Source organism: Brevundimonas sp. KH_025 (assembly GCF_057839885.1).
Map to the genome: position 1 here is coordinate 2,067,868 of NZ_CM174501.1, position 25,100 is coordinate 2,092,967.

The window sequence follows — 25,100 nt, forward strand, 5'->3', positions numbered from 1 at the left end:
ACATGGTTGCGAAAATCACCGTCGCCGAAGGCGAGTTCGCCGGCTGGCAGACCTATGACCTGCACGACACCTTCGACGTGGTGGTGGGCCCCTTCTACGGCAAGCTGGACCCCGACGGCCATATGCGCTGCGCCTTCCGCGCCGAGCAAAAGCACATGAACGCCGGCGGCCGGATGCACGGCGGCTGCCTGATGACCTTCGCCGACATCGCCATGTTCCAGATCGCCTATCAGGAGATGGAGGGCGCGTCCGGCGTGACCGTGCAGTTGGATTCCACCTTCATCGACGGCGCCTATGTCGGCGAACTGATCGAGGCGACCGGCCAGGTGACGAAGGCGGGCAAGAGCCTGATCTTCGTGCGCGGCCAGATCAACACAGGCGACCGGCTGCTGCTGACCTTCTCGGGCGTGATCCGGAAGTTCACGCCGCGGGACTGAAAGCCCTACTTCGCCGGGGCGTAAACCACCCGGCACTCGCCATCGACCGTGGTGTAGCGGTTGTTCGCGGCGTCCACGAAGGCGATCCGGCCGCCGTCGTTGTACTCGACCTTGCCGGTCGAGCGGCCCTTGAAGGTCTCGACGCCATAGGTCCAGCAGGTGATGTCGGCGGGGCGGTCGCTCCAGGTGGCGTCGTTGCGCGCGCGCCGGCTGTCCGTGCAGGCGGCGGCGGACACGGCGAGACCCAGGGCGAGTGTGATCGTGAAGGCTCTGTTCATACCGCCCAGCTTGGCACGACGGATCGGGTCCGAAAAGACGTCTTAGACCCCGGCCTTCGCGGCCGGACGGGCGTGGCAGGCCTCGAGCCAGCGGGCCAGGTGGACCAACTCCTCGGGCGGGCGGTATTTGACCAGTCGGGCGAAGTCGAGCCCGACCGCCGCGACGATGTCGGCGATGGTGAAGCGGTCGGCGGCGATGAATTCGTGCTCGGCCAGCTGCCGGTCCAGCGTGCGCATGAACTTCTCGGCGCCGACACGGCTGTATTCCGCCACCTGCGGCTGAGGCGCCTCTAGCGCAGCGAGCGCCGGGTGGCTGAAGCGCACGTTCAGCATCATCGGATTGGCCAGATAGATCTCGCAGCGGCGCGTCCACATCTCGATCAGCGCCTGCTCCTTCGGATCATGGCCGAACAGGTTCGGCTCCGGGTTCAGCGCCTCAAGATAGCGGCAGATGGCGATGGATTCAGAAATGCAGGTGCCGTCGTCCAGCTCCAGCGCCGGGACGTGCGGCACGCCCACCTTGGCGCGGTATTCCGCCGCGCGGTGCTGACCGGACAGCAGATCGACCTCGACGAAGTCGACATTCTCGATGCCCTTCTCGGCCATGACCCAGCGGACCCGGCGCGGATTGGGCGCGCGACGCGAGGTGTAGAGCTTCATCCGGAGGATCCTCTCAGCGGTCCCCGAGGGACACGATCAGGCGAACACCGAGGCCGGCATGGCCCCGACGATGCAGGCGGTCATCAGCGTGGCCAGGAAGCCCGCGAACAGGGCCTTCCACACCAGGCCCAGGACCTCCTCACGGCGCTCCGGCATCAGCACCGACAGGCCGGTGACGGTGATGCCGACCGAGCCGATGTTGGCGAAGCCGCACAGGGCATAGGTCATCAGCATCCGGGTACGCTCGCTCATGTCGCCGGCCGGGACCTCGCCCAGTTTGATGAAGGCGACGAACTCGGTCAGGGTCAGCTTGACGCCCAGCAGCCAGCCGGCCTTCTGCGCATCGGCCCAGTCCACCCCGATCAGCCAGGCCAGCGGCGAGAAGACCACGCCCAGAATGCGCTCGACGCTCAAGGCCTCGCCGCCGATCCAGAAGGCGCCCAGCATGACATTGGCCAGGGCCACCAGGGCCACGAAGACGATCAGAACGGCCGAGATGTTCAGCACCACCATCAGGCCGTCAGAGGTGCCCTTGACGATGGCGTCGATGGAGCTGTCGTACTTCAGCGCCGAGTTGTAGTCGGCGACCGCCCCGCCCTCGCCCGGCTTCTCGGGGATGATGACGCGGGCCAGCAGGACGCCGGCCGGGGCCGAGACGATGGAGGCGACCAGGACGTGGCCCGCCGCATTGGTCAGGACCGGGCCGAGGATGGTCGCATAGGCCACCATGGTCGAACCGGCGACGGTGGCCAGGCCGACCACCATCATCAGGAACACCTCCGAGCGGGTCAGCTTGTCCAGATAGGCGCGGATGACGATGGGGCTTTCGATCATGCCCAGGAAGACGTTGGCCGCCACCGCCAGGGCCGAGGCCCCGCCCAGGCCCATGGTCCGCTGGAACAGGAAGCCGAAGCCGAGCGTGATCCACTTCAGGATCCGCCAGTGCCACAGCAGGGCCGACAGGGCCGAGATCACCAGGATCAGCGGCAGCACCTTGAAGGCGAAGGTGAACAGGGCGCCTTCGTTGGCCACGGCGTAGGGCTGATCCCCGCCCGCCAGATAGCCGAAGACGAACTTGGTCCCCTCTTCCGTGGCCAGCTCCAGCCCCTTCACCGCATTGTTGATGCCGTCCAGCACCACCTGCGAACCTGGAATGGCGAAGGTCGCCAGCACCAGCGCCGCCTGCACCGCCACCGCGCCCAGCGCCAGCCGCCACGGGAAGACCTTGCGGTTCTCGGACACCGCCCAGCAGACGGCGATGATGACGACCAGGCCGAACAGGCTCTGGAGGTTCAGAAGGCTGAACATGGGAAAGGCGGCTCCGCGACCGGCGCTACGGGAGCCGGTTTCTCATCTGCGCATGAACGACAGCCGCGCGCGGCTGGCAAGAGGCGCAAGAAAAAGGCGGAGGATGAATCCTCCGCCTTCGGTTCAGTATCAGACGGCGATCAGAGCTGGCCGCGGACCAGCTTGCCGTAGTCGTCCATCAGGCTCAGCGACAGGTCGCCCGGCGTGAAGCGATAATCGCCGATCTCGCTGACCGGCGTGACTTCGGCGGCCGAGCCGGTGAGGAAGCATTCCGAGAAGTTCGACAGCTCTTCCGGCAGGATGTCGCGAACCACGACCTCGATGCCCTTGGCCTGGGCCATCTCGATCACGGTCTGGCGCGTGATGCCGTCCAGGATGTGATCGACGCGCGGGGTGTGCAGGACGCCGTTCTGGACGAAGAAGACGTTGGCGCCGGTCGCCTCGGCGACATAGCCGCGCCAGTCCAGCATCATGGCGTCGGCGAAGCCGCGCTTCTCGGCCGCCGTCTTGGACATGGTGCAGATCATGTAGAGGCCGCCGGCCTTGGCCGTCGACGGGGCGGTGGCCGGGTCGGGGCGGCGCCACTTGGCCCACTCCAGACGGATGCCCTTCTTCTTGACCTCGGGGTCGAAATAGCTGGGCCATTCCCAGGCGGCGATGGCCAGGTGGACCTTGCTGTTCAGCGACGAGACGCTGAGCTGTTCGGCGCCAAGATAGGCCACCGGACGGATGTAGCATTCCGTCAGGCCGTTCTTTTCGCAGGTTTCCTTGCAGGCGGCGTCGATCTCGGCCACGCTATAGGGAATGTCGAAGTCCAGCAGTTCCGCCGAGCGCTTCAGCCGTTGGCTGTGCGCCGTCAGCTTGAAGATTTCGCCGCCGTACATACGCTCACCCTCGAACACCGACGAGCCGTAGTGAAGGCCATGGGTCAGAACGTGCGTTTTCGCTTCCCGCCAGGGAACGAATTCCCCGTCAAACCAGATCCAGCCGTCACGATCGTCGAAAGGAACGAAGGCCATTGAATAACGTCTCCCGCGGATATGATCGGGTTACACTCCTCTCTCCCGCCGCCGTCAACGCCTTGCGTTCGGCAGGATCGCCCAAAGCATGACCGATACGCGTTCCAACGGCCGTTCCGGCCCTGTCGCATCACCCGGCACGGGCCGTCATCTGCTGATCGTCGATGACGACGACAGAATCCGCGAACTGCTGAAAGAGTTCCTGGCGCGCGAAGGCTATCGCGTCACCGGCGCCGCCCACGCGGGCGCGGCGCGGCGCCTGGTCGAACTGATCGAGTTCGATCTGATCGTGCTGGACGTCATGATGCCGGGCGAGAGCGGCTTTGACCTGACGACCTGGATCCGCAGCCAGGCTTCGCTGTCCAAGACCCCCGTCCTGCTGCTGACCGCCAAGGGCGACCCCGACGACCGGATCGAGGGCCTGTCGCGCGGCGCCGACGACTACATGTCCAAGCCCTTCGACCCGCGCGAACTGGCGCTGCGGATCGAGGCCATCCTGCGCCGCACCGGCGGCAAGCCGCTGACGCCGCGCGAGATCCGCATGGGCCCGGCGGTGTTCGACATGGAACGACTGGAGCTGACCCGCGACGGGACGCTGCAACGCCTGACCGAGGCCGAGGCGCAACTGCTCAAGACCCTGGCTGTCCACGCCCATTCGCCGGTCGAGCGGATGAACCTGTCGCCCGACACGGCCGACATCACCGGCCGCGCCGTGGACGTGCAGGTGACGCGCCTGCGCCGCAAGCTGGAAGCCGACCCCAAGAACCCGCGCTATCTGCAGACCGTGCGCGGCGTCGGCTACATGCTGGCGCCGGACTGATCCGAGGATGAGGCTGCTGCCCTTCAACGTCTGGGCGCGGATGATCAAGCGCCGCCTGCCGACCTCGCTGTGGGGGCGGTCGCTGCTGATCATCGTCCTGCCGGTGCTGATCATGCAGGGGGCGGTGACCTGGGCCTTCTTCGACGCCCACTGGCAGGCTGTGACGGCACGCCTGTCCGAGGGCCTGGCCGGCGACGTCGCCTGGGCCGCCGAAAGCTATCGCGACGATCCGACGCCCCAGAACCTGAGCGTCATCGCCGACCGGGCTGAACGGTCCATGCAGTTGTCGGTCGCCTTCCAGGACGGGGCCAAGCTGCCCGACGAGCAAAGACGCGGAGCGATCGGCGTGGTCGACCGAACGATGGAGAAGGCGCTAGTCTCGCGCCTGGACCAGCCCTTCTGGTTCGACACCACCCGCTACCCCGCCTATGTCGACATCCGGGTGCAGGAACCCGACGGCGTGTTGCGGATCATCGCCCCGCGCGAGCGGGCCGTGGCGACCCAGGCCCATATCTTCGTCCTGTGGCTGATGATCGCGACGGTTCTGCTGCTAGGGGTAGCCGTCCTGTTCATCCGCAATCAGGTGCGGGCCATCGAACGTCTGGCCGACGCCGCCGAAGCCTTCGGCCGGGGCGAGAGCGTGCCGCGCTTCAAGCCGCATGGCGCGCGCGAGGTGCGGGCGGCCGCCACCGCCTTCCTCGACATGCGCGGCCGCATCCAGCGCCATATCGACCAGCGCACTGCCCTGCTGGCCTCGGTCAGCCACGACCTGCGCACGCCCCTGACCCGTCTGCGGCTCGAACTGGCCCTGGCCCCGCCGTTCAAGCGCGCCGAGGCGATGAAGGGCGACCTGGACGAGATGGAGCACATGATCGACGAGTATCTGGCCTTCGCGCGCGGCGAGGCGGGCGAGGCGATCCAGGCCGTCTCGGTGCCAGAGATGCTGCGCCGCGCCGCCGAGGACGCCCGCCGCGCCGGCGCCGAGGTCACGGTCGAGGCGCCCGACGAGTTGGACGCCCAGATCCGCCCCCTGGCCTTCCGCCGCGCGCTGAACAATCTGGCCGGCAACGCCGCCTCGCACGGCGAGCACGTGCGCCTGTCGGCCCGCCCCCTGCCCTCCGGCGGTCTGGAGATCGCGGTCGAGGACGACGGCCCCGGCATCCCCGAGGATATGCACGAAGAAGCCTTCCGCCCCTTTTCCCGACTGGACGCCTCGCGCAACCAGAACCGCAAGGGCGTGGGCCTGGGCCTGGCCATCGCCCGCGACGTGGCGCGCGGCCACGGCGGCGACATCACCCTGGACCGCAGCGACATGGGCGGGCTGAAGGCGCTGATCCGCCTGCCGGGATAAATTGCCGCGCCCCCTAGCGTCACCGTAAAATCATCGCCATCTTGAGCCCGTTCCAGGGGGGCCTGGATCAGGAGTTCGTATGATGCGCTATTTCGCATTCCTCGCACCGCTCACCGCCGCCCTGGCGCTCGCCGGCGCTGCAGCCGCCCAACCCTCCGCCGTCGTCGTCACCGTCAGTCCTGACTTCGCCAAGACCGCCGAAGAACTCGGCCAGCGCGACGTCCGCCAACAGGTCGAGGACCTGACCCGCACCGTCCAGCGCACCCTGACCGCGCGTCACGCCCTGGACGGCGCCCGGATCGAGCTGGTCATCACCGACCTGAAGCCGAACCGCCCGACCATGCAGCAAATCGGCGACAAGCCGGGTCTGGACCCCATCCGCAGCATCTCGATCGGCGGCGCCGCTGTCGAAGGCTCGATCACGATGGCGAACGGCGAGGTTCAGCCGGTCAAGTTCGACTATTATTCCAATACCTTGGCGGACGTTCAGGGCTTCACCACCTGGCAGGACGCCAGCACCGCCTACAACCGGCTGGCGCGCAACCTGGCCGAAGGCCGCTACGTCAAACGCTGAATGACCGGGCGCTAAAGGTCAGTCGCTGAGTTCGCTGGACTTGGCCACAGCCGCCTGAACGGCGCTCTCGACCGCCCGGTCGAGGGCGCCGTCTGCGTTCAGGGCCACAAGTCCAGCCTGGGTCACGCCGCCGGGCGAGGCCACGCGGTCGATCAGGGCGTCCAGCGCCTCGGTCCCTTCCACGCCCGCAGCAGCCGAACGAAGCGTGGCGCGCGCCAGCCGCACGGCGGCCTCGGGCGACAGGCCTTCCTCGATCCCGGCCTGAGCCAGGGCGCGGGTGAAGGCGAAGAAATAGGCGGGACCGCAGCCGGACACGGCGGTCGCGGCATGCATGGTCGGTTCGTCGTCCAGATGGACGGTCTCGGCGATGGGCGCGAACAGGGCTTCGCCCACGACGCGGGCCGCGCCCTCGGCCGCCCAGATGGTCGCCACGCCCTGGGCTTGGGCCACGCCGGTCGTCGGCATGATGCGCACGACGGAACGGCCGTCGAAGCCCGCGGAAATCGTCTCGCCCTTCACTCCGGCCATGACCGAGACGATCACCGCGTCGGGGGCCAGATGCGGCAGGATCGGGCGCGAGGCCTCGAACCAGTTGGCCGGCTTGACGCCGATGACGAAGGCGCGGGCGTCGGCCAGGGCCTCCAGCGGCGGATTGATGCGTGCGCCCAGGGCCCGCGCCGCTTCGGCGGCGGGCTTTTCGGACGGGGTCAGGATGATGAGATCGGCGGGATCGACCGCGCCGGTCTTCAGCCAGCCCTCCAGGATGGCCGAGCCCAGCCGCCCTACGCCTTGCAGGACGACTGGGCGGCGCATCAGGCCGTGCCCACGGTTTCGAACAGGCAGGCGTCGATCGCCTCCTGCGCCTTCTTGGAGCCGCGCACCATGAAGTCGAAGGCGGGGTAATAACGGTCGGCGGCCTCGATGGCGGCGTCGATCATGGACGCGGCCTGGGCCAAAGTCGGCCGCTCGCTGTGCGGCAGGGCCAGCGAATGGCGGAAGACGATCTCGCCCTCGTCAGGCCAGATCTCGAAATGGCCCAGCCAGGTGCGCTGATTGATCATCGACACCAGTTCATAGGCGGCGGCGCGGCGCGTCTTCATGACCCGCAGGTCCAGCGCGCAGCACAGCTGAAGGCAGTCGCCCTCGGGCCGCCAGGCGAACCACAGCTCATAGTCCTTCCAGTCGCCGGCCAGGGCGAAGGCGAGGTCGCCGTCGTCCGTGCGGTCGAACGGCAGGTTCTCCGCGTTGAGGACATGCTCCACGACATCCAGGGGGTCGTAGGGAACGTCGACCTCTTCGGGTCGGGCTGCATCCATCAGGGATTCACATTCTTACTCGAGGGCCGCGACTCACGACCTGCAAACGAACGGTAAACGTGTTCGGAGATTCGGCTCAACCGGCTGCGTCGGCGTCGGGCTTCGCAGCTGTGGACGTTCCGGCCGAGGCCTTTTTCGCGGGCGATTTCTGAGCCTTAAGCTCGGCGATCTCGGCGCGCAGGGCGGCGATCTCGTCCTTCAGCACGTCGAACTCGTCACGGCGCACCAGATCCATCTCGGCGACGAAACGATCGGTCTGGGCGCGCCAGGCGGCCTTGGCCTCGTCGCCCGCCGCCTGGGCCAGACCCATGGCGCCGGTCGTCAGCTTGGCGAACTCGTCGAGGATCGGATTGCGCGTCTGCATGATGAACTCTCGCGTCTTTGCCGCACCAGTATATGGTTAATGGCGTCGTAAATTGGGTGAACGAAACCTTTCCGTCCGAACCGGCTATAAACTGCTTCGCTGGAAAAGCGCGCGACGAATGCAGTCTCGCTTGCTAGACGACGAAGGGTTCAAAACGGCGCTGACGGAGGCCCTGTGCCCTTCCCCGAATTCGACCCTGTCCTGATCCACCTCGGCCCCCTGCCCATCCGCTGGTACGCCCTGGCCTATGTCGCCGGGATCGTGCTGGGCTGGTGGTACGCCTCGCGTCTGGCCAAGACGGAACGGCTGTGGGCGCCGGGCAAACCGCCGGTGACGGGACCGCAACTGGACGACCTGGTGCTGTGGATCACGCTCGGCGTCATCCTGGGCGGTCGCTTCGGCTACGCCCTCTTCTACCAGCCGTCGATGTTCGCCCAGGTGTTCACGGGTCAGAACTGGGGCGAGCGGCTGGAGCTGCTGCAACTGTGGACCGGCGGCATGTCCTTCCACGGCGGTTTCCTGGGCGTCGTCGTCGCCATCATGCTTTACGCCAACCGCCAGAAGATCAATCCGCTCAGCCTGGGCGACCTGATCGCGCCGGTCGCGCCCATCGGCCTGCTATTCGGCCGTATCGCCAACTTCATCAACGGCGAGTTGTGGGGCCGCGAGACGACGGTTCCCTGGGCCATCCGCTTCTGCAACGCCCGCATCGAACAGATGTACGGCTTCTGCCCCGCCGGCAACGAACCGCGCCACCCCAGCCAGCTGTATGAGGCGGGCCTCGAGGGTCTGCTGCTGCTCGTCATCCTGTCGCTGGCCATCTGGAAGTGGCGGATGCTGAAGCGTCCGGGCTTCGTCACCGGCCTGTTCCTGATGGGCTACGGCGTCTGCCGCGCCGCCCTGGAAAACGTGCGTCAGCCTGACGCCGGACTGGAGAACCTGCCGCTGGGCCTGACCATGGGCATGATCCTGTCGATCCCGATGATGCTGGCCGGCGCCTGGCTGATCTGGCGGGCGCTGAAGACGCCGGTCGTCGCGGAGGCGTAAGAAGCCATGACCGAGACCCTCAAGGACCGGCTGGTCCGCGAGATCGTGCTGACCGGGCCGATGACGGTGGCGGACTATGTCACCCGCTGCCTGCACGACCCCAAGGACGGCTATTATTCGACGCGTCCGGCGCTGGGTGAAGGCGGCGACTTCATAACCGCGCCTTTGGTCAGCCAGATGTTCGGCGAACTGATCGGCCTGTGGGCCATCGAGGTCTGGAGCCGCCTGGGCGCGCCCGAGCGGGTGCGGCTGGTCGAGGTCGGGCCGGGCGACGGCACCCTGATCTCGGACGCCCTGCGCGCCGCGCGGCTGGTCCCGGGCTTCCTGGAGGCCGTGGACCTGATCCTGATCGAACCCAGCGCGCCGCTGCGGGCCGAACAGGCGCGACGACTGGCCGACGCCGACGTCCACCCCCGCTGGCTCAGCGCCCTGCATCAGATCGAGACCGACGCCCCCGTCATCCTGATCGCCAACGAGGTGCTGGACTGCCTGCCCGCGCGCCAGTTCATGAAGACCGAAGGCGGCTGGGCCGAGCGCCGCATCGGCGTCACCGACGACAATGAACTGACCTTCGGCCTGGTCGCCATCTCAGGCGGCTTCGACCGGCCCGAGTATGATGTCGAACCGGGTCAGGTGGTCGAGATTTCAGAGCAGCAGGCCGCCTTCGCGCGCGATCTGGCGACCCTGGTCAAGGCGGCTTCGGGCGCGGCCCTGCTGATCGACTACGGCCGCGCCAAGCCCGGCGCGGGCGACACCCTGCAGGGCCTGCGACGCCATCAGAAGGTCGATCCGCTGGCGACGCCGGGCGAGGCCGACCTGACGCAATGGGCCGACTATCCCCTGGTGCTGGAGGCCGCCGTGCGGACCGGCGCCGACGTGACCGGCTGCGTCGGTCAGGGCGCCTTCCTCAAGGCCCTGGGGATCGAAGCCCGCGCCCAGCGGTTGATGCAGGCCCGCCCCGACGCCGCCCCGGTCATCCAGCGTCAGCTGGACCGCCTGACCGCGCCGGACCAGATGGGCGACCTGTTCAAGGCGGCGGCGATCTTCTCGCCCCGCTCGCTGGCCCTGCCGGGATTTGAAGCATGAGCCTCAACCTGCATCTTGGGCCCATCACCCACCCCCTGCTGGACAAGGCCGGGGTGCGCCACGGCTTCTTCACCCGCGAGGGCGGCGTGTCCGAGGGCATCTACGCCGGACTGAACACGGGCGTGGGATCCAGCGATGATCCCGCGCTGGTGGCCGAGAACCGTCGGCGCGTGGCCGAATGGATGGGCGGCGGAGCTGACGACCTGTGCGGCTGCTATCAGGTCCATTCCGCCGTGGCCCGCGTGGCCGACAGCGGCTGGAAGGGCGAACGGCCCGAGGGCGACGCCGTGGTCAGCGCCGTGCGCGGCCCCATCTGCGCCGTCCTGACCGCCGACTGCGCGCCGGTCCTGTTCGCCGACGCCGAGGCCGGCGTGGTCGGCGCGGCCCATGCGGGCTGGAAGGGCGCGCTCGGCGGAATCCTCCACTCGACCGTCGCAGCGATGGAGGCCCTGGGCGCCCGCCCGGAACGCATGGTCGCCGTGATCGGCCCCTGCATCGCGCAAGGCTCCTATGAGGTCGACGCCGACTATCAGGAGCGGTTCGCCCACCACGATCCCGGCAGCGAACGCTTCTTCGCCCCCGGCGCGGCCGAGGACAAACGCCTGTTCGACCTGCCCGGCTTTGTCCTGTGGCGACTGGAGCAGTCCGGCGTCGGCGACGCCGCCTGGACCGGCGACGACACGCGCGCGGACGCGACGCGGTTCTATTCGAACCGGCGGGCGTTTCTGGCGGGAGAGCCGGACTTCGGGCGGTTGATCTCGACGATCGCGCTCGATTAACCCCCTCCCGATGGGAGAGGGCTTGAGCCTCCGAGAGCGAAGCGATCGGCAAGGCGAAAGGGTGAGGGTTCTAGGAGGCCGTCGGCGCTAGCCGTAGCGCGACGGCTTACGCCGACGGCAGCCGCCGCCCCTCATCCGTCAGGCTACGCCTGCCACCTTCTCCCATCGGGAGAAGGGTCAGCAAATCAGCCCGCCATCGCCATGTCGGGGACGCGGGTCGTTTCGCGCCAGGCGTCGGGCTGGGCCAGCAGGGCGCGGACCAGCTTGTTGTTCAGGGCGTGGCCCGCCTTGACGCCTTCGTAGCGGCCCAGCAGGGGCGCGCCGAGGACATAGAGGTCGCCGATGGCGTCCAGGGCCTTGTGGCGCACGAACTCGCGTTCCATGCGCAGGCCGCCGGGGTTCAGGATCTCGTCGCCGTCGATCACCACGGCGTTTTCCAGCGAACCGCCGCGGGCCAGACCGGCCTGGCGCAGGGCCTCGACCTCATGGGCGAAGCCGAAGGTGCGGGCGGCCATGATGTCCGAGCGGAAGGTCGCCTCGTCCACGACGAAGTCCACCACCTGATTGCCGATGACCGGCGTCGGGAAGTCGATCTCGAAGCGCATCTCGTAACGGTCGCAGGGCAGCAGGACGGCGGACTTGTCGCCCTCCTCCACCCGGATCGGTTTCAGGATCTCGATATAGCGGACCGGGGCTTCCTGACGGCGGAAGCCGGCGCGGTCCAGCAGTTGCACGAACTGCAGCGCCGAGCCGTCCAGGATCGGCAGTTCCGGGCCATCGACCTCGATCACGGCGTTGGAGACGCCGAGCGCGCACAGGGCGGCCATCAGGTGCTCGATGGTCGACAGGCGCACGCCCGCCGCATTCTCGATCATGGTGTTCAGGCGGGCGTCGACGACGGCCTCGCCCGAGACGGGGATGCGGTTGTCGCGGTCGGTCACGTCGGTGCGCACGAAGACGATGCCCGCGCCCGGCGCGGCCGGACGCACGACCAGCTTGACGCGCTGGCCGGTGTGGACGCCCACGCCGGCGCAGATGGCCGGGGCGACGATGGTCTGTTCGTGATGGTCGTGACGGACCGGCAAGCTCAAAACTCTCTGTTGCGCGGCTCCGCGCCAGGGGTGCGGAGTTCGCCTCGCCTGTCGTTTAGCCACGACCGCTCAAGCAAGAAATGAAAGATGGGTTTCGGATTGTTTCGGTCTGACGCCCACAGACGACCATGGCCGTAGCAAAGCAAAACGCCCCGGAGCCTGGCTCCGGGGCGTTTCAATCAGGGTCTGGTCCGATCAGTTCGCGAGGCGGCGAAGAAAGGACGGGATCTCCAGGTCGTCGTCTTCGGCGTGTCCAGCCTGGAAGTCCTGGGTCGGCTGGACCGACTGGGACTGACGCAGTTGCTGGGTCGTGCGGTTCGACGACGGCTGCGGCGCATAGGACGGCTGCTGCTGTTGCGGCTGCTGGCGCTTCTTGCCGAACAGGCTCCAACCGCTGCGACGGTGATCGCGGTCGTCGTAGTATTCCTCTTCAGCGACCGGCTCTTCGCGGCGCGGGGCCGGACGGGCCTGCGGCTGTTGCTGTTGCTGTTGCTGTTGCGGCTGGCCGCGGTCGAAATAGAGATCGCCCTGCGAGGCGGCGGCCGGTTCGGCGCGGACGGCGCCGGATTCGTATTCCTCGACCCAGGGATCGACGATCGGCTCCAGGTTGCGCGGCGCGTCATGGATGACGGGTTCCGGACGCGGCTCGGGCGCGGCGCGGGCGGCAGGGGCCTCATAGACCGGGGCGGGCTCGGGCGCGCGGACCGGTTCACGAACCGGGTCGATGCGGACTTCCGGCTGACGCGGCGCCATCGTGGTCGGGCGACGATCCGAGAAGGCCGAACCCTGCGGTTCGATCTTCTGGATGACGGCCTCGTCCATGCCGGTGGCGACGACCGAGACGCGGATCTTGCCGTCCAGGGCCGGGTCGAAGGCGGCGCCGAAGATGATGTTGGCGTCGCCGTCCACTTCGGCGGCGATGGCGTTGGCGGCCTCGTCGACTTCCAGCAGGGTCATGTCCAGACCGCCGGTGATGTTGACCAGCACGGCCTTGGCGCCCTTGAGGCTGGTTTCGTCCAGCAGCGGGTTGGCGATGGCGTTCTGAGCCGCCAGCAGGGCGCGGTCGTCGCCCGTGGCCTCGCCCGTGCCCATCATCGCCTTGCCCATTTCGGACATGACGGCGCGGACGTCGGCGAAGTCGAGGTTGATCAGACCCGGCAGGATCATCAGGTCGGTGATCGAGCGCACGCCCGAGTGCAGCACCTGGTCGGCCATGCCGAAGGCGTCGGCGAAGGTCGTGCGCTCGTTGGCGACGCGGAACAGGTTCTGGTTCGGGATGACGATCAGGGTGTCGACGTACCGCTGCAGCTCGGCGACGCCCGAGTCGGCCAGACGCATGCGGTGACGGCCTTCGAAGGTGAAGGGCTTGGTCACGACGCCGACGGTCAGGATGCCGCGATCGCGCGCGCATTTGGCGATGACGGGGGCCGCGCCGGTGCCGGTGCCGCCGCCCATGCCGCAGGTGATGAAGACCATGTGCGCGCCGTCCAGGTGCGCGTGGATCTCGTCAGCGCTCTCCTCGGCGGCGTTCATGCCGACTTCGGGGTGGGCGCCGGCGCCGAGGCCCTGGGTGATGGTCTCGCCCAGTTGGATGCGGCGGTCGGTCTTGGCGAAGCTCAGGTGCTGGGCGTCGGTGTTGGCGACGACGAACTCGACCCCTTCAAGGCCGGCGTCGATCATGTTGTTCACGGCGTTTCCGCCCGCGCCGCCGACGCCGAAGACGACGATCCGGGGCTTCAGTTCCGTGTGTTGCGGCTTCACCAGCGAGAGAGACATGATTGTTGTTCCGACTTTCCGACCCTGCCCGTTAACCCCAGTGCGAAATCCCCGCCGAATCGCATTGGTTATGAGCGCGTTAAGGAAAACCCCTTTTACGTTAACGGAGAGTTACCTCGGTAATATGAGTCGGACGGTTTGAAAGCGGGAACCCGCAGCTTGACCGCAGATTTCCTTCATTTTTCCTCCGATGATCGACGGCGGATGCAAAAAGGGCGGCTCTTGCGAGCCGCCCTTTCCGTTTCGGATCGAACCGAACTTACCAGGGACGGAAGTTCAGGCCGATGTAGAAGCGACGACCGTAGGGGTCGAAGTTCGAGTAGAGCGTGTCGCCCAACCAGGGGTTTTGCGACTTGTTGAAGACGTTGGTCACACCGGCGCGCACCGTGACTTCTTCGTTCACGGAGTAGCGAACCGAGAAGTCGTTGCGCGCGAAGTTGCCGGTGTGCAGCTTGCTGACCGGACGCGAGTCCGTGTTACCGCCAGCGACGAAATCACGCATGAAGGTGATGTTCTGGGCCGTCTGCCAGTCCGTGGTCCAGGTCATCGACAGGTCCGGGTTCGGCTGCCAGGTGATCCGGTTCGTCAGACGAACGCGCGGATAGAAGGGCGTCGACGCCGATTCCGTGAAGAAGTCAGGCGAGGTGAAGCTGTTGTAGTTCTTCTGCGTGATGAGCCACGAACCACCCAGATCCCAGGTGATCGAACCCCAGTCCCGGCCGATCATGTCAGCCGTTTCGAAGCCGTAGCGCGCCTTGAAGTCCAGACCGCGGACTTCACGACGGGCGTAGTTCAGCGGAACCTGGACGAAGCCGCCGACCGGGTGACCGCTCGGGCGACCGACCTGGAAGCTGCCGATCGAATCCGCGGCGCCCGTTTCACGGAAGATGCGAGCGCACGAGAAGGTGTCGAGAGCCGGACCGTCCACGCACTGGTTTGCGAGGATCTGAGCCGAAACCGACTGGATCACGCTGTCGATCTTGATCTCGTAGTAGTCGAGAACCATCGAGAAGTTCGGGATGAAGCGCGGCTGCAGAACCGTCGAGAAGGTGAAGGATTCCGAGGTTTCCGGCTGCAGTTCGGGGTTGCCGCCGTTCACGCCGGCGATGCCCGACGAGTAGACCGGCAGGTAGGCGTTGGCCGCCGTCACGTCGGTCCAGTTGAAGGTCAGACCCTTGGCCGCCGCCAGCGCCTGGCAGTTGGCGATGCGGTTGGTGCGCTCTTCGGCCGTACGAGCGGACGAGGTGATCTGGCGCGTGTCGCAGGGATCGACGAAGCCGTTGGCGAACGTCTGGGTCAGCGGCGCATTGGTTTCAGCCAGGTTCGGCGAGCGGAACGAGGTGTTGAAGCTGGTCTTGAACGTGATGTCCTGGATCGGACGATAGATCAGGTTCACGCCGTAGACGTCGCCCGAACCGGACTGCGAGTAGTCGAAGGCACGGTACGAACCGCTGAGTTCGGCGAACTCGCCCAGCCAGCTGTCGCGCAGCAGCGGGATCGCGATTTCAGCAAAGGCTTCGTTGCTGTCGTACGAGGCCGGCAGGAAGTCGCCGCCCGTGTTCAGCTGCAGGTAGCGACCAGCGGTCGAGTTGGTGCGGCCGAGGCCTTGAGCCTCTTCCTTGCGCCATTCGACGCCCACGGCGTAGCCCAGCGGACCGGCGCCCCAGAAGTCCCACAGCTGACCCGACTGCGAAGCGATGAAGTTCTGCTGACGGTTACGCTCGTCCAGGAAGATCGACCCGGTGGTGTAGGCGATGGCTTCCGCGGACTGGTTGCCGGCGCCGAAGACGTTCAGCGGGGCGCACTGGGCGACTTCCGGGTCGGTCTTGGACAGGAAGTCACGTTTGTCGTCCAGGTTGCCGCTGTAGTTGTCAACCGGACGGCCTTGGGCGGCCAGCAGTTGGGCGCGGCAGACGATCTGGCCCGGCTTGCCGGCGACGATGCCGGCGGTGTCGACCACGGCGTCGAGCGCGAGCGACGTCCGCAGAATGTCCATGCCGGTTTCTTTGTTGTAATTGTCCATCTGCCCGAAGGTGTAGGACAGGTCCCATCCGAAGTTACGGATGAAGCCGACTTGCTCGTAGTTGCCGTTCAGGGCCGCGACGTAGCGCTGGACCTGACGCGAGTTTTCCTGGCTGCGGTCGACGCCGAACAGTTGGTGACGCGCGAAGTTGCGCACCGCGGAGCTGGTGACAGCGCCCGGCGTGGTGGTCGTCGGCGCCCCATAGTTGTTCACGACGTTGTTCTGCAGGGCCGCACGCACGATGGCCGGCAGGAAGGCGTTGTCGTCGATGCGCGTCGTGAAGGCCGACGAACCCAGCAGCGGCTGAACCGCCGTGGCAGCGAAGCTGTTCGAGATATAGACGTCGAAGAAGCTGGGCTGGGTGAGGATATAGCTTTCCTCGTCGACGTACTTGGCTTCGACGTAGGCGGTGATGCTGTCGGTCACCTTGAAGTTGGCGCCGACCTGGAAGCGGGACGATTCCGACTGGGGCGTCCGCGAGAAGCCGCCGAAGGTGGTGTTGGAGTTGACGCCGTCGCCGCCGATGTTGAACGGACGGTTGGTGCCGACCGCGCCAATGCGCGTGCCCATGTTGATCAGGCGCGCCTGACCGTTTTCGTACCAGAAGGACTTGGCCGGATCGATGGCGTAGCAGGCGGCGGTCGTCAGGCCGGTGCAGTTGGCCAGCGGGATCAGCGGATTGGTGGTCGCCGAAGGCTGCTGGCTGTTGGCGACGTTGGTGACGCCCCAGCGCGGACGGCCGACATAGCGAACGTCGTAGAACAGGGCGCTGTCGTAGTTGCCGTCAGTGGCCGGGCCGATCAGCGGGTTGGACGGATCGGCATCCACGGAGACGACCGTGCGGCCGTCGCGCAGCCAGGCGAGGTCTTCACCCTGGACGTGGTCGACCTTCTCGTACTCGGCGAAGGCGTAGACGTTCAGGCGGTCGTCGAAGAGGTTCTTACCGATCAGGCCCGAGATACGGCGCGTCATCGGGCCGTCCAGGTCGTCGCCTGCGATCTGACCCATGTTGGCGTCGATCTCGAGGCCTTCGAAGTCCTTGCGCAGGTTGTAGTTCAGAACGCCCGAGACGGCGTCAGCACCATAGACCGACGAGGCGCCGCCGGTGATGATCTCGATGTTCTCGATCAGCAGGCGCGGAATGGTGTCGACGTCGACCAGCAGGCGGCCGACCTGGGCGCCGACCTGACGACGGCCGTCGATCAGGGTCAGAACGCGGTCGGTGCCGAGGGTGCGCAGGTTGGCGGCCGAAACGCCGGCGATGTTCAGCGAACCCGTGGTGTCCGAGGGAACCAGCGAGTTGGACAGGGCCGGAATGGTCGCCAGATAGTCGATGACGCTGGTCAGACCCGTGTCCATCAGCTGTTCACGGTTGACCTGGATCAGCGGCGTCGGCGCGTTCACCGGGTCGCGGCGAATACGCGAACCCGTGACGACGATCTCGCCCACATCGGTCGCCTGACCGTCCACGGGAACCGGAGCGACCGGCGTCGGACGCTCTTGAGCGAAGGCCGGAGCCGAAACGGCGATGACGCCGGCCAGGACGGTCGTCCCGAATAGATACTTGCGCTTCAGATGCATTTGGATTTGGCCCCAACCTTGAGTGAACTGCAGCACGGGCGGAATCGCGCAAGGCGCTCCACCTGTCAGATGGTCCCGTCTAATCGAAAATGACGCACGGACAAGCTTTGTGACCCAAATCGGGCCATCCAGCGTCAAACATGTAACAATCAGGACACAGTCCGGTCATAGATGACAGACTGTCGCTCCGTGAACGAAAATCATTCCGACGCGCGGCACCTTGCCGGAAAAAACTACCCGTTTTCATCCGATTTCGTACGCCGAAGCACGCCCGTCATCACACGACGTGCGTCCAAAGGCGGCCAGAGTGAGGCTTAATTCGGCGCGCGATCGCGCGCCCGTACAACCTACAGGTTGTCGCGCAGCCAGCCGGCGGCGCGGGCCACCATGCCGCCGCGGTGCACCTTGGGGGCGTCGGCGGCGGTGATCTGACGGGACATCAGCTTGCGGGCCGAGACGGCCTCACGCGGGCCGTAGGCGGCGCGCAGCAGGACTCCGGAGGCCGAGCAGAAGGCGGGGCCCGAGGCGGCGTCGGCCAGGTGGGGGGCGCGTTGCGGCTTGCCCAGTCGGACCGGGCGGTCGAACACGCGCACGGCCAGTTCGCGCACGCCGTTCAGCTGGCTGGCGCCGCCGGTCAGGACGATGCCCGCGCCCGGGTCCATGCCGACGCCGGCGTGCTTCAGCCGGTCGCGCAGCAGTTCGAGCGTCTCCTCGACGCGCGGGGCGATGACGGTCTTCAGCATGGCGCGCGGGACGATGACGGGACCGGCGGCGGCGTCCTCGCCGCGCGGCGGGGCCTCCAGCATCTCGCGGTCCTCATTCGCCGAAGCCATGGCCGAGCCATGCAGGGTCTTCAGGCGTTCGGCGCCGACCTTGGAGGTCGACAGGCCGCGCGCGATGTCGGCGGTGACGTGATCGCCGCCGACGTTCAGGCTTTCGATATGCAGCAGGCTGCGTCCGCCCCAGACGGCCGCCGAGGTCGAGCCGCCGCCCATGTCGATGCAGACGCTGCCCAGCTCCATCTCGTCCTCTTCCAGCGCGGCGAGCGAGGAGACGACGGGAGCGGCGGCGACGCCCTGCAGGTCCAGATGGGCCAGTTCGAGGCAGTGGCTGAGGGCGCCGAAGGCGCCTTCGGCCATGGAGACGACCAGCAGGTCCAGCCCCAGCGAGCCGCCGCGCATCGAACGCGGATCGTGGACGCCGCGCGCCCCGTCCACCGACCAGGCGATGGGCAGGACGTGGATCGGGCGACGGTTGGGCAGACGGATCTGGGCCAGGGCCATGCCGATGGCGCGGGCCAGGTCGCCGTCGCTGATCGGATGAGCGCCCAGCGAGACGCGGGCCTGGACCCGGTGGCTGGCCATCTGGCCGATGGCCGTGGTGACGATGACGCCGGAGACGGGCGAGCCGGCGGCGCGCTCGGCCCGCTCGACGGCGTGACCGATGGCCTGGGCGGCCTCGTCCATGTTGACGATGGCCCCGCCGCGCACGCCGCGCGACTGGACGTGGCTGGCCCCCGCGACGCGGATGGTGCGGTCGGCGTGACGCACGCCCTCGGGCTTCATGATGAAGCAGGCGACCTTGGACTGGCCCAGGTCGAGCGCGGCCACGGCCGGAGCGCGCGGGGTGCCCTTGGCTTGATCCGTGTTCGTGTCTCGGCTGCGTCCGGCCATGATGCTCGTGTCCTGGGTATTCGGTTCAGACAGCGCCTTCGGAGGGCCGGACGGCGACCTCCTCGGGCGTGCGGAGATCAACCCGGGCGAAGCCCAGGTCGAGAAGGCGTTCGCGCTGGTCCAGCGCGTCGAGGCGGATCAGGGCGGAGTCCTGATCGACGGCGGGCAGTTGGATCAGGGCGCCGTCCTTGAGGCGCAGGTCCCAGCGGCGCTCGTCCACCCGGACCAGGGCGTCGATGCGCGCCATCAGGCGCGGCCGCTGGGCCAGCAACGGCAGGATCTCGGCGGCGGTCTGATCGGCGCCCTTGCCGACGACCAGCGGCAGCTTGGGATAGCGGCCGGCGTCGGCGCCCTGGATCACCTGACCCCGGCTATCGATGACATAGGCGTGGCCGGCGGTCTGCCAGACGGCCAGACGGTCATGTTCCTTGACGTCCACGATCAGGGTGTCGGGCAGCAGGCGCACCACGCGCGCCTCCTTGACCCAGCCCACGGCCTGCACCCGGTCGCGCACGGCGTTCAGGTCCAGACTGACGATGGGCTGGTCGGCGCTGACGCCGACGGCCTGCTGGATGGCCGCCCTGGCCTCGGGCGAGGCGCCGGTGACGTGGACCTTCTTCACCTTCAGGCCCATGCCGGAGGTGACGCTGTCGAAACGATTGGAGACCGAGTTGGAGATGCGCTCGGCCCGCGCCCCGGTGGCCAGGACCCCGCCCAGCACCACGACGCCCGCCACGATGGAGATCAGGACGGCGCGCGGCGACAGGTCCAGCCGACCGATGGCGGCGACCTTGCCCGGCACAGCCGGTGCGTTGCGGGACCCTTTTTGCGGCCCTCTGCCCTTCGTCGCGCCCTGTCGCCGACCGCCGCGCACTACCGCGGGCATGAGGCGTCCTCCACCATCCACCGAACCAGATCACGATACGCCATCCCGACATAGGCCGCCTGCTCGGGACTGAGCGAGGTCGGCGTCATGCCGGGTTGGGTGTTGACCTCCAGAAGAACGAGAACGTCGTTAACATCGTCATAACGGAAGTCGGATCGCGACACGCCGCGGCAGCCCATGGCGGTGTGAGCCAGCTCGGACTGGCGCAGAGCCGCCTCGAAGACGTGGGCGGGCAGTTCGGCGGGCAGGACGTGCTTGGACCCGCCCTCGGCGTACTTGGCCTCGTAGTCGTAGAAGCCCTTGGCCGGGGTGATGTCGGTGATGGTCAGGGCGCGCGGGCCAGAGGCCTCGCCCACGACGGTGACGGCCAGTTCCTTGCCGCGAATGAAGGGCTCGACCATGACCAAGTCGCCGTACTTCCATTCCGGAGCGCCCACCTCGACCGGAGGAGACTCCGCGCTCTCATGCACCACATAGACGCCGACCGAGGACCCTTCGGCGTTCGGCTTGATGACGTAGGGCGGCGGGATGACGTGGCCGCGCGCGACCTCATGCCGGTCGAACAGGCCGCCGCCAGGCACGATCACGCCCGCCGCGCTCAGCACGGCCTTGGACTTGTCCTTGTCCATCGCCAGGGCCGAGGCCAGGACGCCGGAGTGGGTGTAGGGAATGTTCAGCGTCTCGAGGATGCCCTGGACGCAGCCGTCCTCGCCCCATTTTCCGTGCAGGGCGTTGAAGACGACGTCGGGCTTCAGCGCCGTCAGCACCTGGGCCAGATCGCGGCCGGCGTCGACGCGCGTGACCTTGGCGACCTGCCCTTCCAGGGCGTCGGCGCAGCCGCGGCCGGACGACAGCGAAACCTCGCGTTCCGACGACAGGCCGCCCATCAGGACAGCGACGTGGAGGGTGTTCAGGGGCGCGCGCATGGGACGATCCGACTACTAGCCCGCCCCTATGCCCTGAATACGGTTAACCGGTTGGAAACGATAGCGGGGCCGAAGCGGAATTCGTCGCGTCTTTTCCTTCTCCACCTTGAAGGAGAAGGACGCTACTTCCGGCCGATCCGCTTGATTTCCCAGTCCAGCTGAACGCCGGTCTTTTTCAGAACGTCGGCGCGAACCGCCTCGCCCAGACCTTCGATGTCGGCGGCCGTGGCCTCGCCCGGGTTGATCATGAAGTTGGAGTGCAGTTCGCTGAACTTGGCCCCTCCCCCGGTCTCGGCGCGCAGCTTGCCGCGCCAGCCTGCTTCATCGACCAGCTTCCACGAGGAATGGCCTTCGGGGTTCTTGAAGGTCGAGCCACCGGTCTTTTCGCGGATCGGCTGGGTCGTTTCGCGGCGGCTGGTGATCTCGTTGATGCGGGCGGCGACAGCCTCGGGCGCGTCGGGCGTGCCGCGATAGGTCGCCTCCATCCAGATGATGTCGGCCGGGGCGTTGGAATGGCGGTAGGTGTAGCCGAAGTCGGCCAGGCCCAGCTCGACCCGCTCGCCCTGGCGGGTCAGGCCCCAGGCGGAGACCAGAACGTCCTTGGTCTCGGCGCCGTAGCAGCCCGCGTTCATGGTCAGGGCGCCGCCGATGGTGCCGGGAATGCCGGCATAGAACTCCAGCCCGGCGATTCCCGCCTTGGCCGAAGCCTTGGCCACCATCGAGTCCAGCGCGCCCGCGCCCGTGGTGACGGTGTCGCCCTCGGTCGTGATGGCGGCGAAGGCCCGGCCCGCCAGACGGATCACCACGCCCTCGACCCCGCCGTCGCGCACGATCAGGTTGGAGCCGACGCCGATGATGGTGACAGGCACGGCTGCGGGCAGAGCCTTCAGGAAGTCGGCCAGATCGTCAGCGTCCGCCGGAATGAACAGGGCATCCGCCGCCCCGCCCACGCGGAACCAGGTGTAGGGCCCCAGCGGCTCGTTCAGCAGCAGCTTGCCGCGCACGGTGGGGAGATTATCGGACCAGGACATGCAAATTTCCGCTCATCCCCGCGGAGGCGGGGACCCAGTAAGAGCCATGCGATGCCCGGTTGGGAAAATCCACGCAAGACCCATAGCGTCGCGCTCAGCAGCCAAAGCCCTGGGTCCCCGCCTCCGCGGGGATGAGCGGATAAAGGAAAACCTTAAGCGAGGGCTTCGAGTTGCGCCGGCAGGGCGTAGGCCCAACTGGTGATGTCGCCGGCGCCCAGCAGGACGACCAGATCGCCCGGCTTGGCTTCATCCTTGATGACGCGCGGCAGGACGGCGGCGTTTTCCAGCGCCGCGACATTGCGGTGGCCATAGCGGCGGATGCCGTCGGCCAGGGCGTGCTTGTCGACGCCCTCGATGGGCTGTTCGCCCGCCGGATAGACGTCGGCGACCAGAACGCTGTCGGCGTCGGCGAAGCAGGTGGAGAAGTCCTCCATCAGGTCGCGCAGGCGGGTGTAGCGGTGCGGTTGGACCACGGCGATGACGCGGCCCGGGTTCTCGGCCGACTGGACCACCTGACGGGCGGCCTTCAGCACGGCGGCGATCTCGACCGGGTGGTGGCCGTAGTCGTCGATGACGCGCACGCCGCCGACCACGCCCGTGGTGGTGAAGCGACGCTTGACCCCGCCAAAGCCGGCCAGACCGGCGCGCAGGGCGTCGTCGTCCACGCCCAATTCGCGCGCCACGGCGATGGCGGCCAGCGAGTTGGAGACATTGTGCCAGCCGGCCATGGGCAGATAGAGGCCCTCGATGCGGGTCGGCTCTTCCAGCGCGGCCAGACCCTGGCCCTGCACCACCACGTCGAAGCGGGCGCCGTCGGGCGACATCTGCACGTTCTCGGCGCGGACCATGGCCTGCGGGTTCAGGCCGTAGGTGACCAGGCGGCGGTTATCGATCTGGGCCGCCAGCTTCTGCACTTCCGGGTGGTCCAGGCAGACGACGCCGAAGCCGTAGAAGGGAATGTCCTCGATGAAGTCGCAAAACGCCTTCTTGACCGCGTCGAAGTCGCCGTAGTGGTCCAGGTGTTCCGGGTCGATGTTGGTGATGATCGCCACGGTGCATTTCAGGCGCAGGAAGCTGCCGTCGCTCTCGTCGGCCTCGACCACGATCCAGTCGCCCTCGCCCACCTTGGCGTTGGTGCCGTAGGCGTTGATGATGCCGCCGTTGACCACGGTTGGGTCCAGGCCCGCCGCGTCCAGCAGGCAGGCGACCATCGAGGTCGTGGTGGTCTTGCCGTGGGTGCCGCCGACGCCGATCGAGAATTGCAGGCGCATCAGCTCGGCCAGCATCTCGGCCCGGCGGACCAGGGGAATGCGGCGCTCGCGCGCGACGACCAGTTCGGGGTTCGCGGCCTTGACCGCCGTGGAATAGACCACCGCCGAGACGCCCTCGGTCACATGGGCGGCGTCGTGGCCGATGTAGATGCGGGCGCCCAGACGCTCCAGCCGCTCGGTGTTGGCGCTGGCCTTGGCGTCCGAGCCCGACACCTGGTAGCCAATCTTCAGCATGATCTCGGCGATGCCGCTCATGCCGATGCCGCCGATGCCGACGAAGTGGACAGGCCCAAGGGCGAACGGGACGGGGCGAAGGCGTGCGATCATCCTCGCCTCATAGCTCAGACGGGATGCGATTTGCATACCCTTCTTTCCTTCTCCCCTAGCGGGAGAAGGCGGCTCTCGTCGCTCATCCCGGCGAAGGCCGGGATCCAGATTGTAAGGCGCTCAGATGTCCAGACAGGACGCGCAAAGCCAGATGAGGCGAGCGCTCCGTCATATGATCTGGATCACGGCCTTCGCCGGGATGAGCGGATTTTGGGGGCGACGCGCCTCCAGGGATTCTCTCGATCTGTCGGGATCTTAAGTTTGGTTACTCCGCCTTAACCGTAAGGATTCACCATAAGCCTCTCATCTGTCCGGGGCCGCTTTTCCATGTCCGAGTTGAAGACTGACGTCATCCTGCGTGGCGACTGCATCGAGGTGCTGAAGGGCCTGCCGGACAAGTCGGTGGACATGGTCTTCGCCGACCCGCCCTATAATCTGCAGCTGGGCGGCGATCTGCTGCGTCCCGACAACTCCAAGGTCGATGCGGTCGACGACGACTGGGACAAGTTCGACAGCTTCGCCGCCTATGACGCCTTCACCCGCGCCTGGCTGAGCGAGTGCCGCCGGGTGCTGAAGGACGAGGGCAGCCTCTGGGTCATCGGCAGCTATCACAACATCTTCCGCCTGGGCTCGGCGATGCAGGACCTGGGCTTCTGGGTGCTGAACGACATCATCTGGCGCAAGTCCAACCCGATGCCGAACTTCAAGGGCACCCGCTTCACCAATGCCCATGAGACCCTGATCTGGGCCGCCAAGTCGCGCGAGCAGAAGCGCTACACCTTCAACTACGACGCGCTGAAGGTCTTCAACGAAGACACCCAGATGCGCTCGGACTGGACCCTGGCCCTGTGCACCGGCGCCGAGCGCCTGAAAGACGAGAACGGCGACAAGGCCCACCCGACCCAGAAGCCCGAGGCCCTGCTGCACCGGGTCATCCTGTCGGCCAGCCGCGTCGGCGACGTCATCCTGGACCCCTTCTTCGGCACAGGCACCACCGGGGCCGCAGCCAAGCGCCTAGGCCGTCATTTCATCGGCATCGAACGCGACGAGGGCTACGCCAAGGTCGCCGAGAAGCGGATCAAGGCCGTCATCCCGACCGCGCCCGAGGATCTGGTCGTCACCGGCTCGAAGCGGGCCGAGGTCAAGGTGCCGTTCGGCGCCCTGGTCGAGGCGGGCCTGCTGGCCCCCGGCGACAAGCTCTACTGCCCCAAGGGCGACCATGAAGCCCGCGTCCGCGCCGACGGTTCGCTGGTGTCCGGCTCCATGAGCGGCTCGATCCACAAGCTGGGCGCCCTGCTGGAAAACGCCCCGGCCTGCAACGGCTGGACCTATTGGCGCTTCAAGACCGACACGGGCCTGCGCCCCATCGACGCCCTGCGCGCCGAAATCCGCGCCGGGATGCAGTAGGGCAAACGCTTTCCTCCCCATTTCATGGGGAGGTGGCGCGGCGGCGCAGCCGGCGTGACGGAGGGGGCG

Annotated in this window: 23 protein-coding genes; 8 read left to right on the forward strand and 15 right to left on the reverse strand. The window is 67.3% G+C overall.

Annotation, left to right across the window (positions count from 1 at the left end):
* The first annotated feature begins 2 nt into the window (after nucleotides 1–2).
* A complete protein-coding gene (locus tag AC3IS2_RS10230; RefSeq protein WP_489197619.1) occupies nucleotides 3–437 on the forward strand; it encodes a PaaI family thioesterase in 435 nt (144 codons plus the stop codon).
* A gap of 5 nt (nucleotides 438–442) precedes the next feature.
* On the opposite strand, the gene AC3IS2_RS10235 is transcribed toward AC3IS2_RS10230, so the two are convergent.
* The 4 genes from AC3IS2_RS10235 to AC3IS2_RS10250 form a co-directional block, all read right to left on the reverse strand.
* Nucleotides 443–715, reverse strand: coding sequence for a hypothetical protein (locus AC3IS2_RS10235; protein WP_489197620.1), 273 nt, complete (start codon nucleotides 713–715; stop codon nucleotides 443–445).
* Between the two features lie 42 nt (nucleotides 716–757).
* Nucleotides 758–1,375 carry a glutathione S-transferase family protein gene (locus tag AC3IS2_RS10240; protein WP_489197621.1) on the reverse strand — a complete coding sequence of 206 codons (618 nt, stop codon included), beginning with the start codon at nucleotides 1,373–1,375 and terminating at the stop codon, nucleotides 758–760.
* A 36-nt stretch (nucleotides 1,376–1,411) separates the two neighbouring features.
* On the reverse strand, nucleotides 1,412–2,683 hold the full coding sequence (locus tag AC3IS2_RS10245) for a NupC/NupG family nucleoside CNT transporter (RefSeq protein ID WP_489197622.1): 1,272 nt from the start codon (nucleotides 2,681–2,683) through the stop codon (nucleotides 1,412–1,414).
* 140 nt (nucleotides 2,684–2,823) lie between these two features.
* On the reverse strand, nucleotides 2,824–3,702 hold the full coding sequence (locus AC3IS2_RS10250; protein ID WP_489197624.1) for a branched-chain amino acid aminotransferase: 879 nt from the start codon (nucleotides 3,700–3,702) through the stop codon (nucleotides 2,824–2,826).
* 88 nt (nucleotides 3,703–3,790) lie between these two features.
* Between AC3IS2_RS10250 and AC3IS2_RS10255 the strand changes: the two genes are divergently transcribed.
* The 3 genes from AC3IS2_RS10255 (at nucleotide 3,791) to AC3IS2_RS10265 (ending at nucleotide 6,447) form a co-directional block, all read left to right on the forward strand.
* Nucleotides 3,791–4,522 (forward strand): response regulator, encoded by a 732-nt coding sequence (locus AC3IS2_RS10255; RefSeq protein ID WP_489197625.1) that lies wholly within the window; start codon nucleotides 3,791–3,793, stop codon nucleotides 4,520–4,522.
* A 7-nt stretch (nucleotides 4,523–4,529) separates the two neighbouring features.
* Nucleotides 4,530–5,873, forward strand: a complete 1,344-nt coding sequence (locus AC3IS2_RS10260) for an ATP-binding protein (RefSeq protein WP_489197626.1) — start codon at nucleotides 4,530–4,532, stop codon at nucleotides 5,871–5,873.
* An 82-nt stretch (nucleotides 5,874–5,955) separates the two neighbouring features.
* The gene (locus AC3IS2_RS10265; protein ID WP_489197627.1) at nucleotides 5,956–6,447 is read left to right on the forward strand and encodes a hypothetical protein; all 492 of its coding nucleotides are present in this window, start codon (nucleotides 5,956–5,958) and stop codon (nucleotides 6,445–6,447) included.
* Nucleotides 6,448–6,465: 18 nt separating this feature from the next.
* Here the strand turns inward: AC3IS2_RS10265 and AC3IS2_RS10270 are convergent, their stop codons facing one another.
* The 3 genes from AC3IS2_RS10270 to AC3IS2_RS10280 all read right to left on the reverse strand — a co-directional run bounded on the left by AC3IS2_RS10270 (nucleotide 6,466) and on the right by AC3IS2_RS10280 (nucleotide 8,127).
* Nucleotides 6,466–7,260 carry a pyrroline-5-carboxylate reductase family protein gene (locus AC3IS2_RS10270; RefSeq protein ID WP_489197629.1) on the reverse strand — a complete coding sequence of 265 codons (795 nt, stop codon included), beginning with the start codon at nucleotides 7,258–7,260 and terminating at the stop codon, nucleotides 6,466–6,468.
* Complete coding sequence (locus AC3IS2_RS10275; protein WP_207822535.1) at nucleotides 7,260–7,763, reverse strand: type III secretion system chaperone family protein; 504 nt, start codon at nucleotides 7,761–7,763, stop codon at nucleotides 7,260–7,262. Before AC3IS2_RS10275 ends, AC3IS2_RS10270 begins: the two co-directional genes overlap by 1 nt.
* 76 nt (nucleotides 7,764–7,839) lie before the next feature.
* Nucleotides 7,840–8,127 carry an accessory factor UbiK family protein gene (locus AC3IS2_RS10280; RefSeq protein WP_489197630.1) on the reverse strand — a complete coding sequence of 96 codons (288 nt, stop codon included), beginning with the start codon at nucleotides 8,125–8,127 and terminating at the stop codon, nucleotides 7,840–7,842.
* 174 nt (nucleotides 8,128–8,301) lie between these two features.
* Between AC3IS2_RS10280 and lgt the strand changes: the two genes are divergently transcribed.
* From lgt to pgeF, 3 genes are read left to right on the forward strand one after another with little or no spacing between them, the layout of a single operon-like run.
* On the forward strand, nucleotides 8,302–9,174 hold the full coding sequence (gene lgt, locus AC3IS2_RS10285) for a prolipoprotein diacylglyceryl transferase (protein WP_489197631.1): 873 nt from the start codon (nucleotides 8,302–8,304) through the stop codon (nucleotides 9,172–9,174).
* 6 nt (nucleotides 9,175–9,180) lie between these two features.
* Nucleotides 9,181–10,260: a class I SAM-dependent methyltransferase gene (locus AC3IS2_RS10290; protein ID WP_489197633.1), complete on the forward strand. Its 1,080-nt coding sequence runs from the start codon at nucleotides 9,181–9,183 to the stop codon at nucleotides 10,258–10,260.
* Nucleotides 10,257–11,039, forward strand: coding sequence for a peptidoglycan editing factor PgeF (gene pgeF, locus AC3IS2_RS10295; protein WP_489197635.1), 783 nt, complete (start codon nucleotides 10,257–10,259; stop codon nucleotides 11,037–11,039). The genes AC3IS2_RS10290 and pgeF overlap by 4 nt, the downstream gene beginning before the upstream one ends.
* 185 nt (nucleotides 11,040–11,224) lie before the next feature.
* On the opposite strand, the gene lpxC is transcribed toward pgeF, so the two are convergent.
* From lpxC to murC, 8 genes are all read right to left on the reverse strand, one after another.
* Entirely contained in the window at nucleotides 11,225–12,124 is a 900-nt protein-coding gene (gene lpxC, locus AC3IS2_RS10300; RefSeq protein WP_489197637.1) for a UDP-3-O-acyl-N-acetylglucosamine deacetylase, read from the reverse strand.
* 201 nt (nucleotides 12,125–12,325) lie between these two features.
* Nucleotides 12,326–13,906, reverse strand: a complete 1,581-nt coding sequence (gene ftsZ / locus AC3IS2_RS10305) for a cell division protein FtsZ (RefSeq protein ID WP_489197639.1) — start codon at nucleotides 13,904–13,906, stop codon at nucleotides 12,326–12,328.
* A 259-nt stretch (nucleotides 13,907–14,165) separates the two neighbouring features.
* A complete protein-coding gene (locus tag AC3IS2_RS10310; RefSeq protein WP_489197641.1) occupies nucleotides 14,166–17,510 on the reverse strand; it encodes a TonB-dependent receptor domain-containing protein in 3,345 nt (1,114 codons plus the stop codon).
* A 347-nt stretch (nucleotides 17,511–17,857) separates the two neighbouring features.
* Nucleotides 17,858–19,183, reverse strand: coding sequence for a cell division protein FtsA (gene ftsA, locus AC3IS2_RS10315; RefSeq protein ID WP_489197643.1), 1,326 nt, complete (start codon nucleotides 19,181–19,183; stop codon nucleotides 17,858–17,860).
* A gap of 25 nt (nucleotides 19,184–19,208) precedes the next feature.
* A complete protein-coding gene (locus AC3IS2_RS10320) occupies nucleotides 19,209–20,069 on the reverse strand; it encodes a cell division protein FtsQ/DivIB (protein WP_489197644.1) in 861 nt (286 codons plus the stop codon).
* A complete protein-coding gene (locus tag AC3IS2_RS10325; RefSeq protein ID WP_489197645.1) occupies nucleotides 20,057–20,995 on the reverse strand; it encodes a D-alanine--D-alanine ligase in 939 nt (312 codons plus the stop codon). The genes AC3IS2_RS10320 and AC3IS2_RS10325 overlap by 13 nt, the downstream gene beginning before the upstream one ends.
* 122 nt (nucleotides 20,996–21,117) lie before the next feature.
* Nucleotides 21,118–22,026 carry a UDP-N-acetylmuramate dehydrogenase gene (gene murB, locus AC3IS2_RS10330; RefSeq protein ID WP_489197646.1) on the reverse strand — a complete coding sequence of 303 codons (909 nt, stop codon included), beginning with the start codon at nucleotides 22,024–22,026 and terminating at the stop codon, nucleotides 21,118–21,120.
* Nucleotides 22,027–22,178: 152 nt separating this feature from the next.
* Nucleotides 22,179–23,624, reverse strand: a complete 1,446-nt coding sequence (gene murC, locus AC3IS2_RS10335) for a UDP-N-acetylmuramate--L-alanine ligase (protein WP_489197648.1) — start codon at nucleotides 23,622–23,624, stop codon at nucleotides 22,179–22,181.
* 327 nt (nucleotides 23,625–23,951) lie between these two features.
* Here murC and AC3IS2_RS10340 point away from each other — a divergent pair, with 327 nt between their 5' ends.
* Nucleotides 23,952–25,031, forward strand: coding sequence for a site-specific DNA-methyltransferase (locus AC3IS2_RS10340; protein ID WP_489197649.1), 1,080 nt, complete (start codon nucleotides 23,952–23,954; stop codon nucleotides 25,029–25,031).
* Nucleotides 25,032–25,100 lie beyond the last annotated feature (69 nt).

Coding starts and splice junctions, on each gene's coding strand:
- AC3IS2_RS10280 (WP_489197630.1), bottom strand. CDS start 8,127: ATGCAGACGCGCAATCCGATCCTCGACGAGTTCGCCAAGCTGACGACC.
- murB (WP_489197646.1), bottom strand. CDS start 22,026: ATGTCCTGGTCCGATAATCTCCCCACCGTGCGCGGCAAGCTGCTGCTG.
- AC3IS2_RS10275 (WP_207822535.1), bottom strand. CDS start 7,763: ATGGATGCAGCCCGACCCGAAGAGGTCGACGTTCCCTACGACCCCCTG.
- AC3IS2_RS10265 (WP_489197627.1), top strand. CDS start 5,956: ATGCGCTATTTCGCATTCCTCGCACCGCTCACCGCCGCCCTGGCGCTC.
- pgeF (WP_489197635.1), top strand. CDS start 10,257: ATGAGCCTCAACCTGCATCTTGGGCCCATCACCCACCCCCTGCTGGAC.
- AC3IS2_RS10325 (WP_489197645.1), bottom strand. CDS start 20,995: ATGCGCGCGCCCCTGAACACCCTCCACGTCGCTGTCCTGATGGGCGGC.
- AC3IS2_RS10320 (WP_489197644.1), bottom strand. CDS start 20,069: ATGCCCGCGGTAGTGCGCGGCGGTCGGCGACAGGGCGCGACGAAGGGC.
- AC3IS2_RS10245 (WP_489197622.1), bottom strand. CDS start 2,683: ATGTTCAGCCTTCTGAACCTCCAGAGCCTGTTCGGCCTGGTCGTCATC.
- AC3IS2_RS10260 (WP_489197626.1), top strand. CDS start 4,530: ATGAGGCTGCTGCCCTTCAACGTCTGGGCGCGGATGATCAAGCGCCGC.
- murC (WP_489197648.1), bottom strand. CDS start 23,624: ATGATCGCACGCCTTCGCCCCGTCCCGTTCGCCCTTGGGCCTGTCCAC.
- AC3IS2_RS10240 (WP_489197621.1), bottom strand. CDS start 1,375: ATGAAGCTCTACACCTCGCGTCGCGCGCCCAATCCGCGCCGGGTCCGC.
- AC3IS2_RS10270 (WP_489197629.1), bottom strand. CDS start 7,260: ATGCGCCGCCCAGTCGTCCTGCAAGGCGTAGGGCGGCTGGGCTCGGCC.
- AC3IS2_RS10250 (WP_489197624.1), bottom strand. CDS start 3,702: ATGGCCTTCGTTCCTTTCGACGATCGTGACGGCTGGATCTGGTTTGAC.
- ftsZ (WP_489197639.1), bottom strand. CDS start 13,906: ATGTCTCTCTCGCTGGTGAAGCCGCAACACACGGAACTGAAGCCCCGG.
- AC3IS2_RS10235 (WP_489197620.1), bottom strand. CDS start 715: ATGAACAGAGCCTTCACGATCACACTCGCCCTGGGTCTCGCCGTGTCC.
- AC3IS2_RS10310 (WP_489197641.1), bottom strand. CDS start 17,510: ATGCATCTGAAGCGCAAGTATCTATTCGGGACGACCGTCCTGGCCGGC.
- AC3IS2_RS10290 (WP_489197633.1), top strand. CDS start 9,181: ATGACCGAGACCCTCAAGGACCGGCTGGTCCGCGAGATCGTGCTGACC.
- ftsA (WP_489197643.1), bottom strand. CDS start 19,183: ATGGCCGGACGCAGCCGAGACACGAACACGGATCAAGCCAAGGGCACC.
- AC3IS2_RS10230 (WP_489197619.1), top strand. CDS start 3: ATGGTTGCGAAAATCACCGTCGCCGAAGGCGAGTTCGCCGGCTGGCAG.
- AC3IS2_RS10255 (WP_489197625.1), top strand. CDS start 3,791: ATGACCGATACGCGTTCCAACGGCCGTTCCGGCCCTGTCGCATCACCC.
- AC3IS2_RS10340 (WP_489197649.1), top strand. CDS start 23,952: ATGTCCGAGTTGAAGACTGACGTCATCCTGCGTGGCGACTGCATCGAG.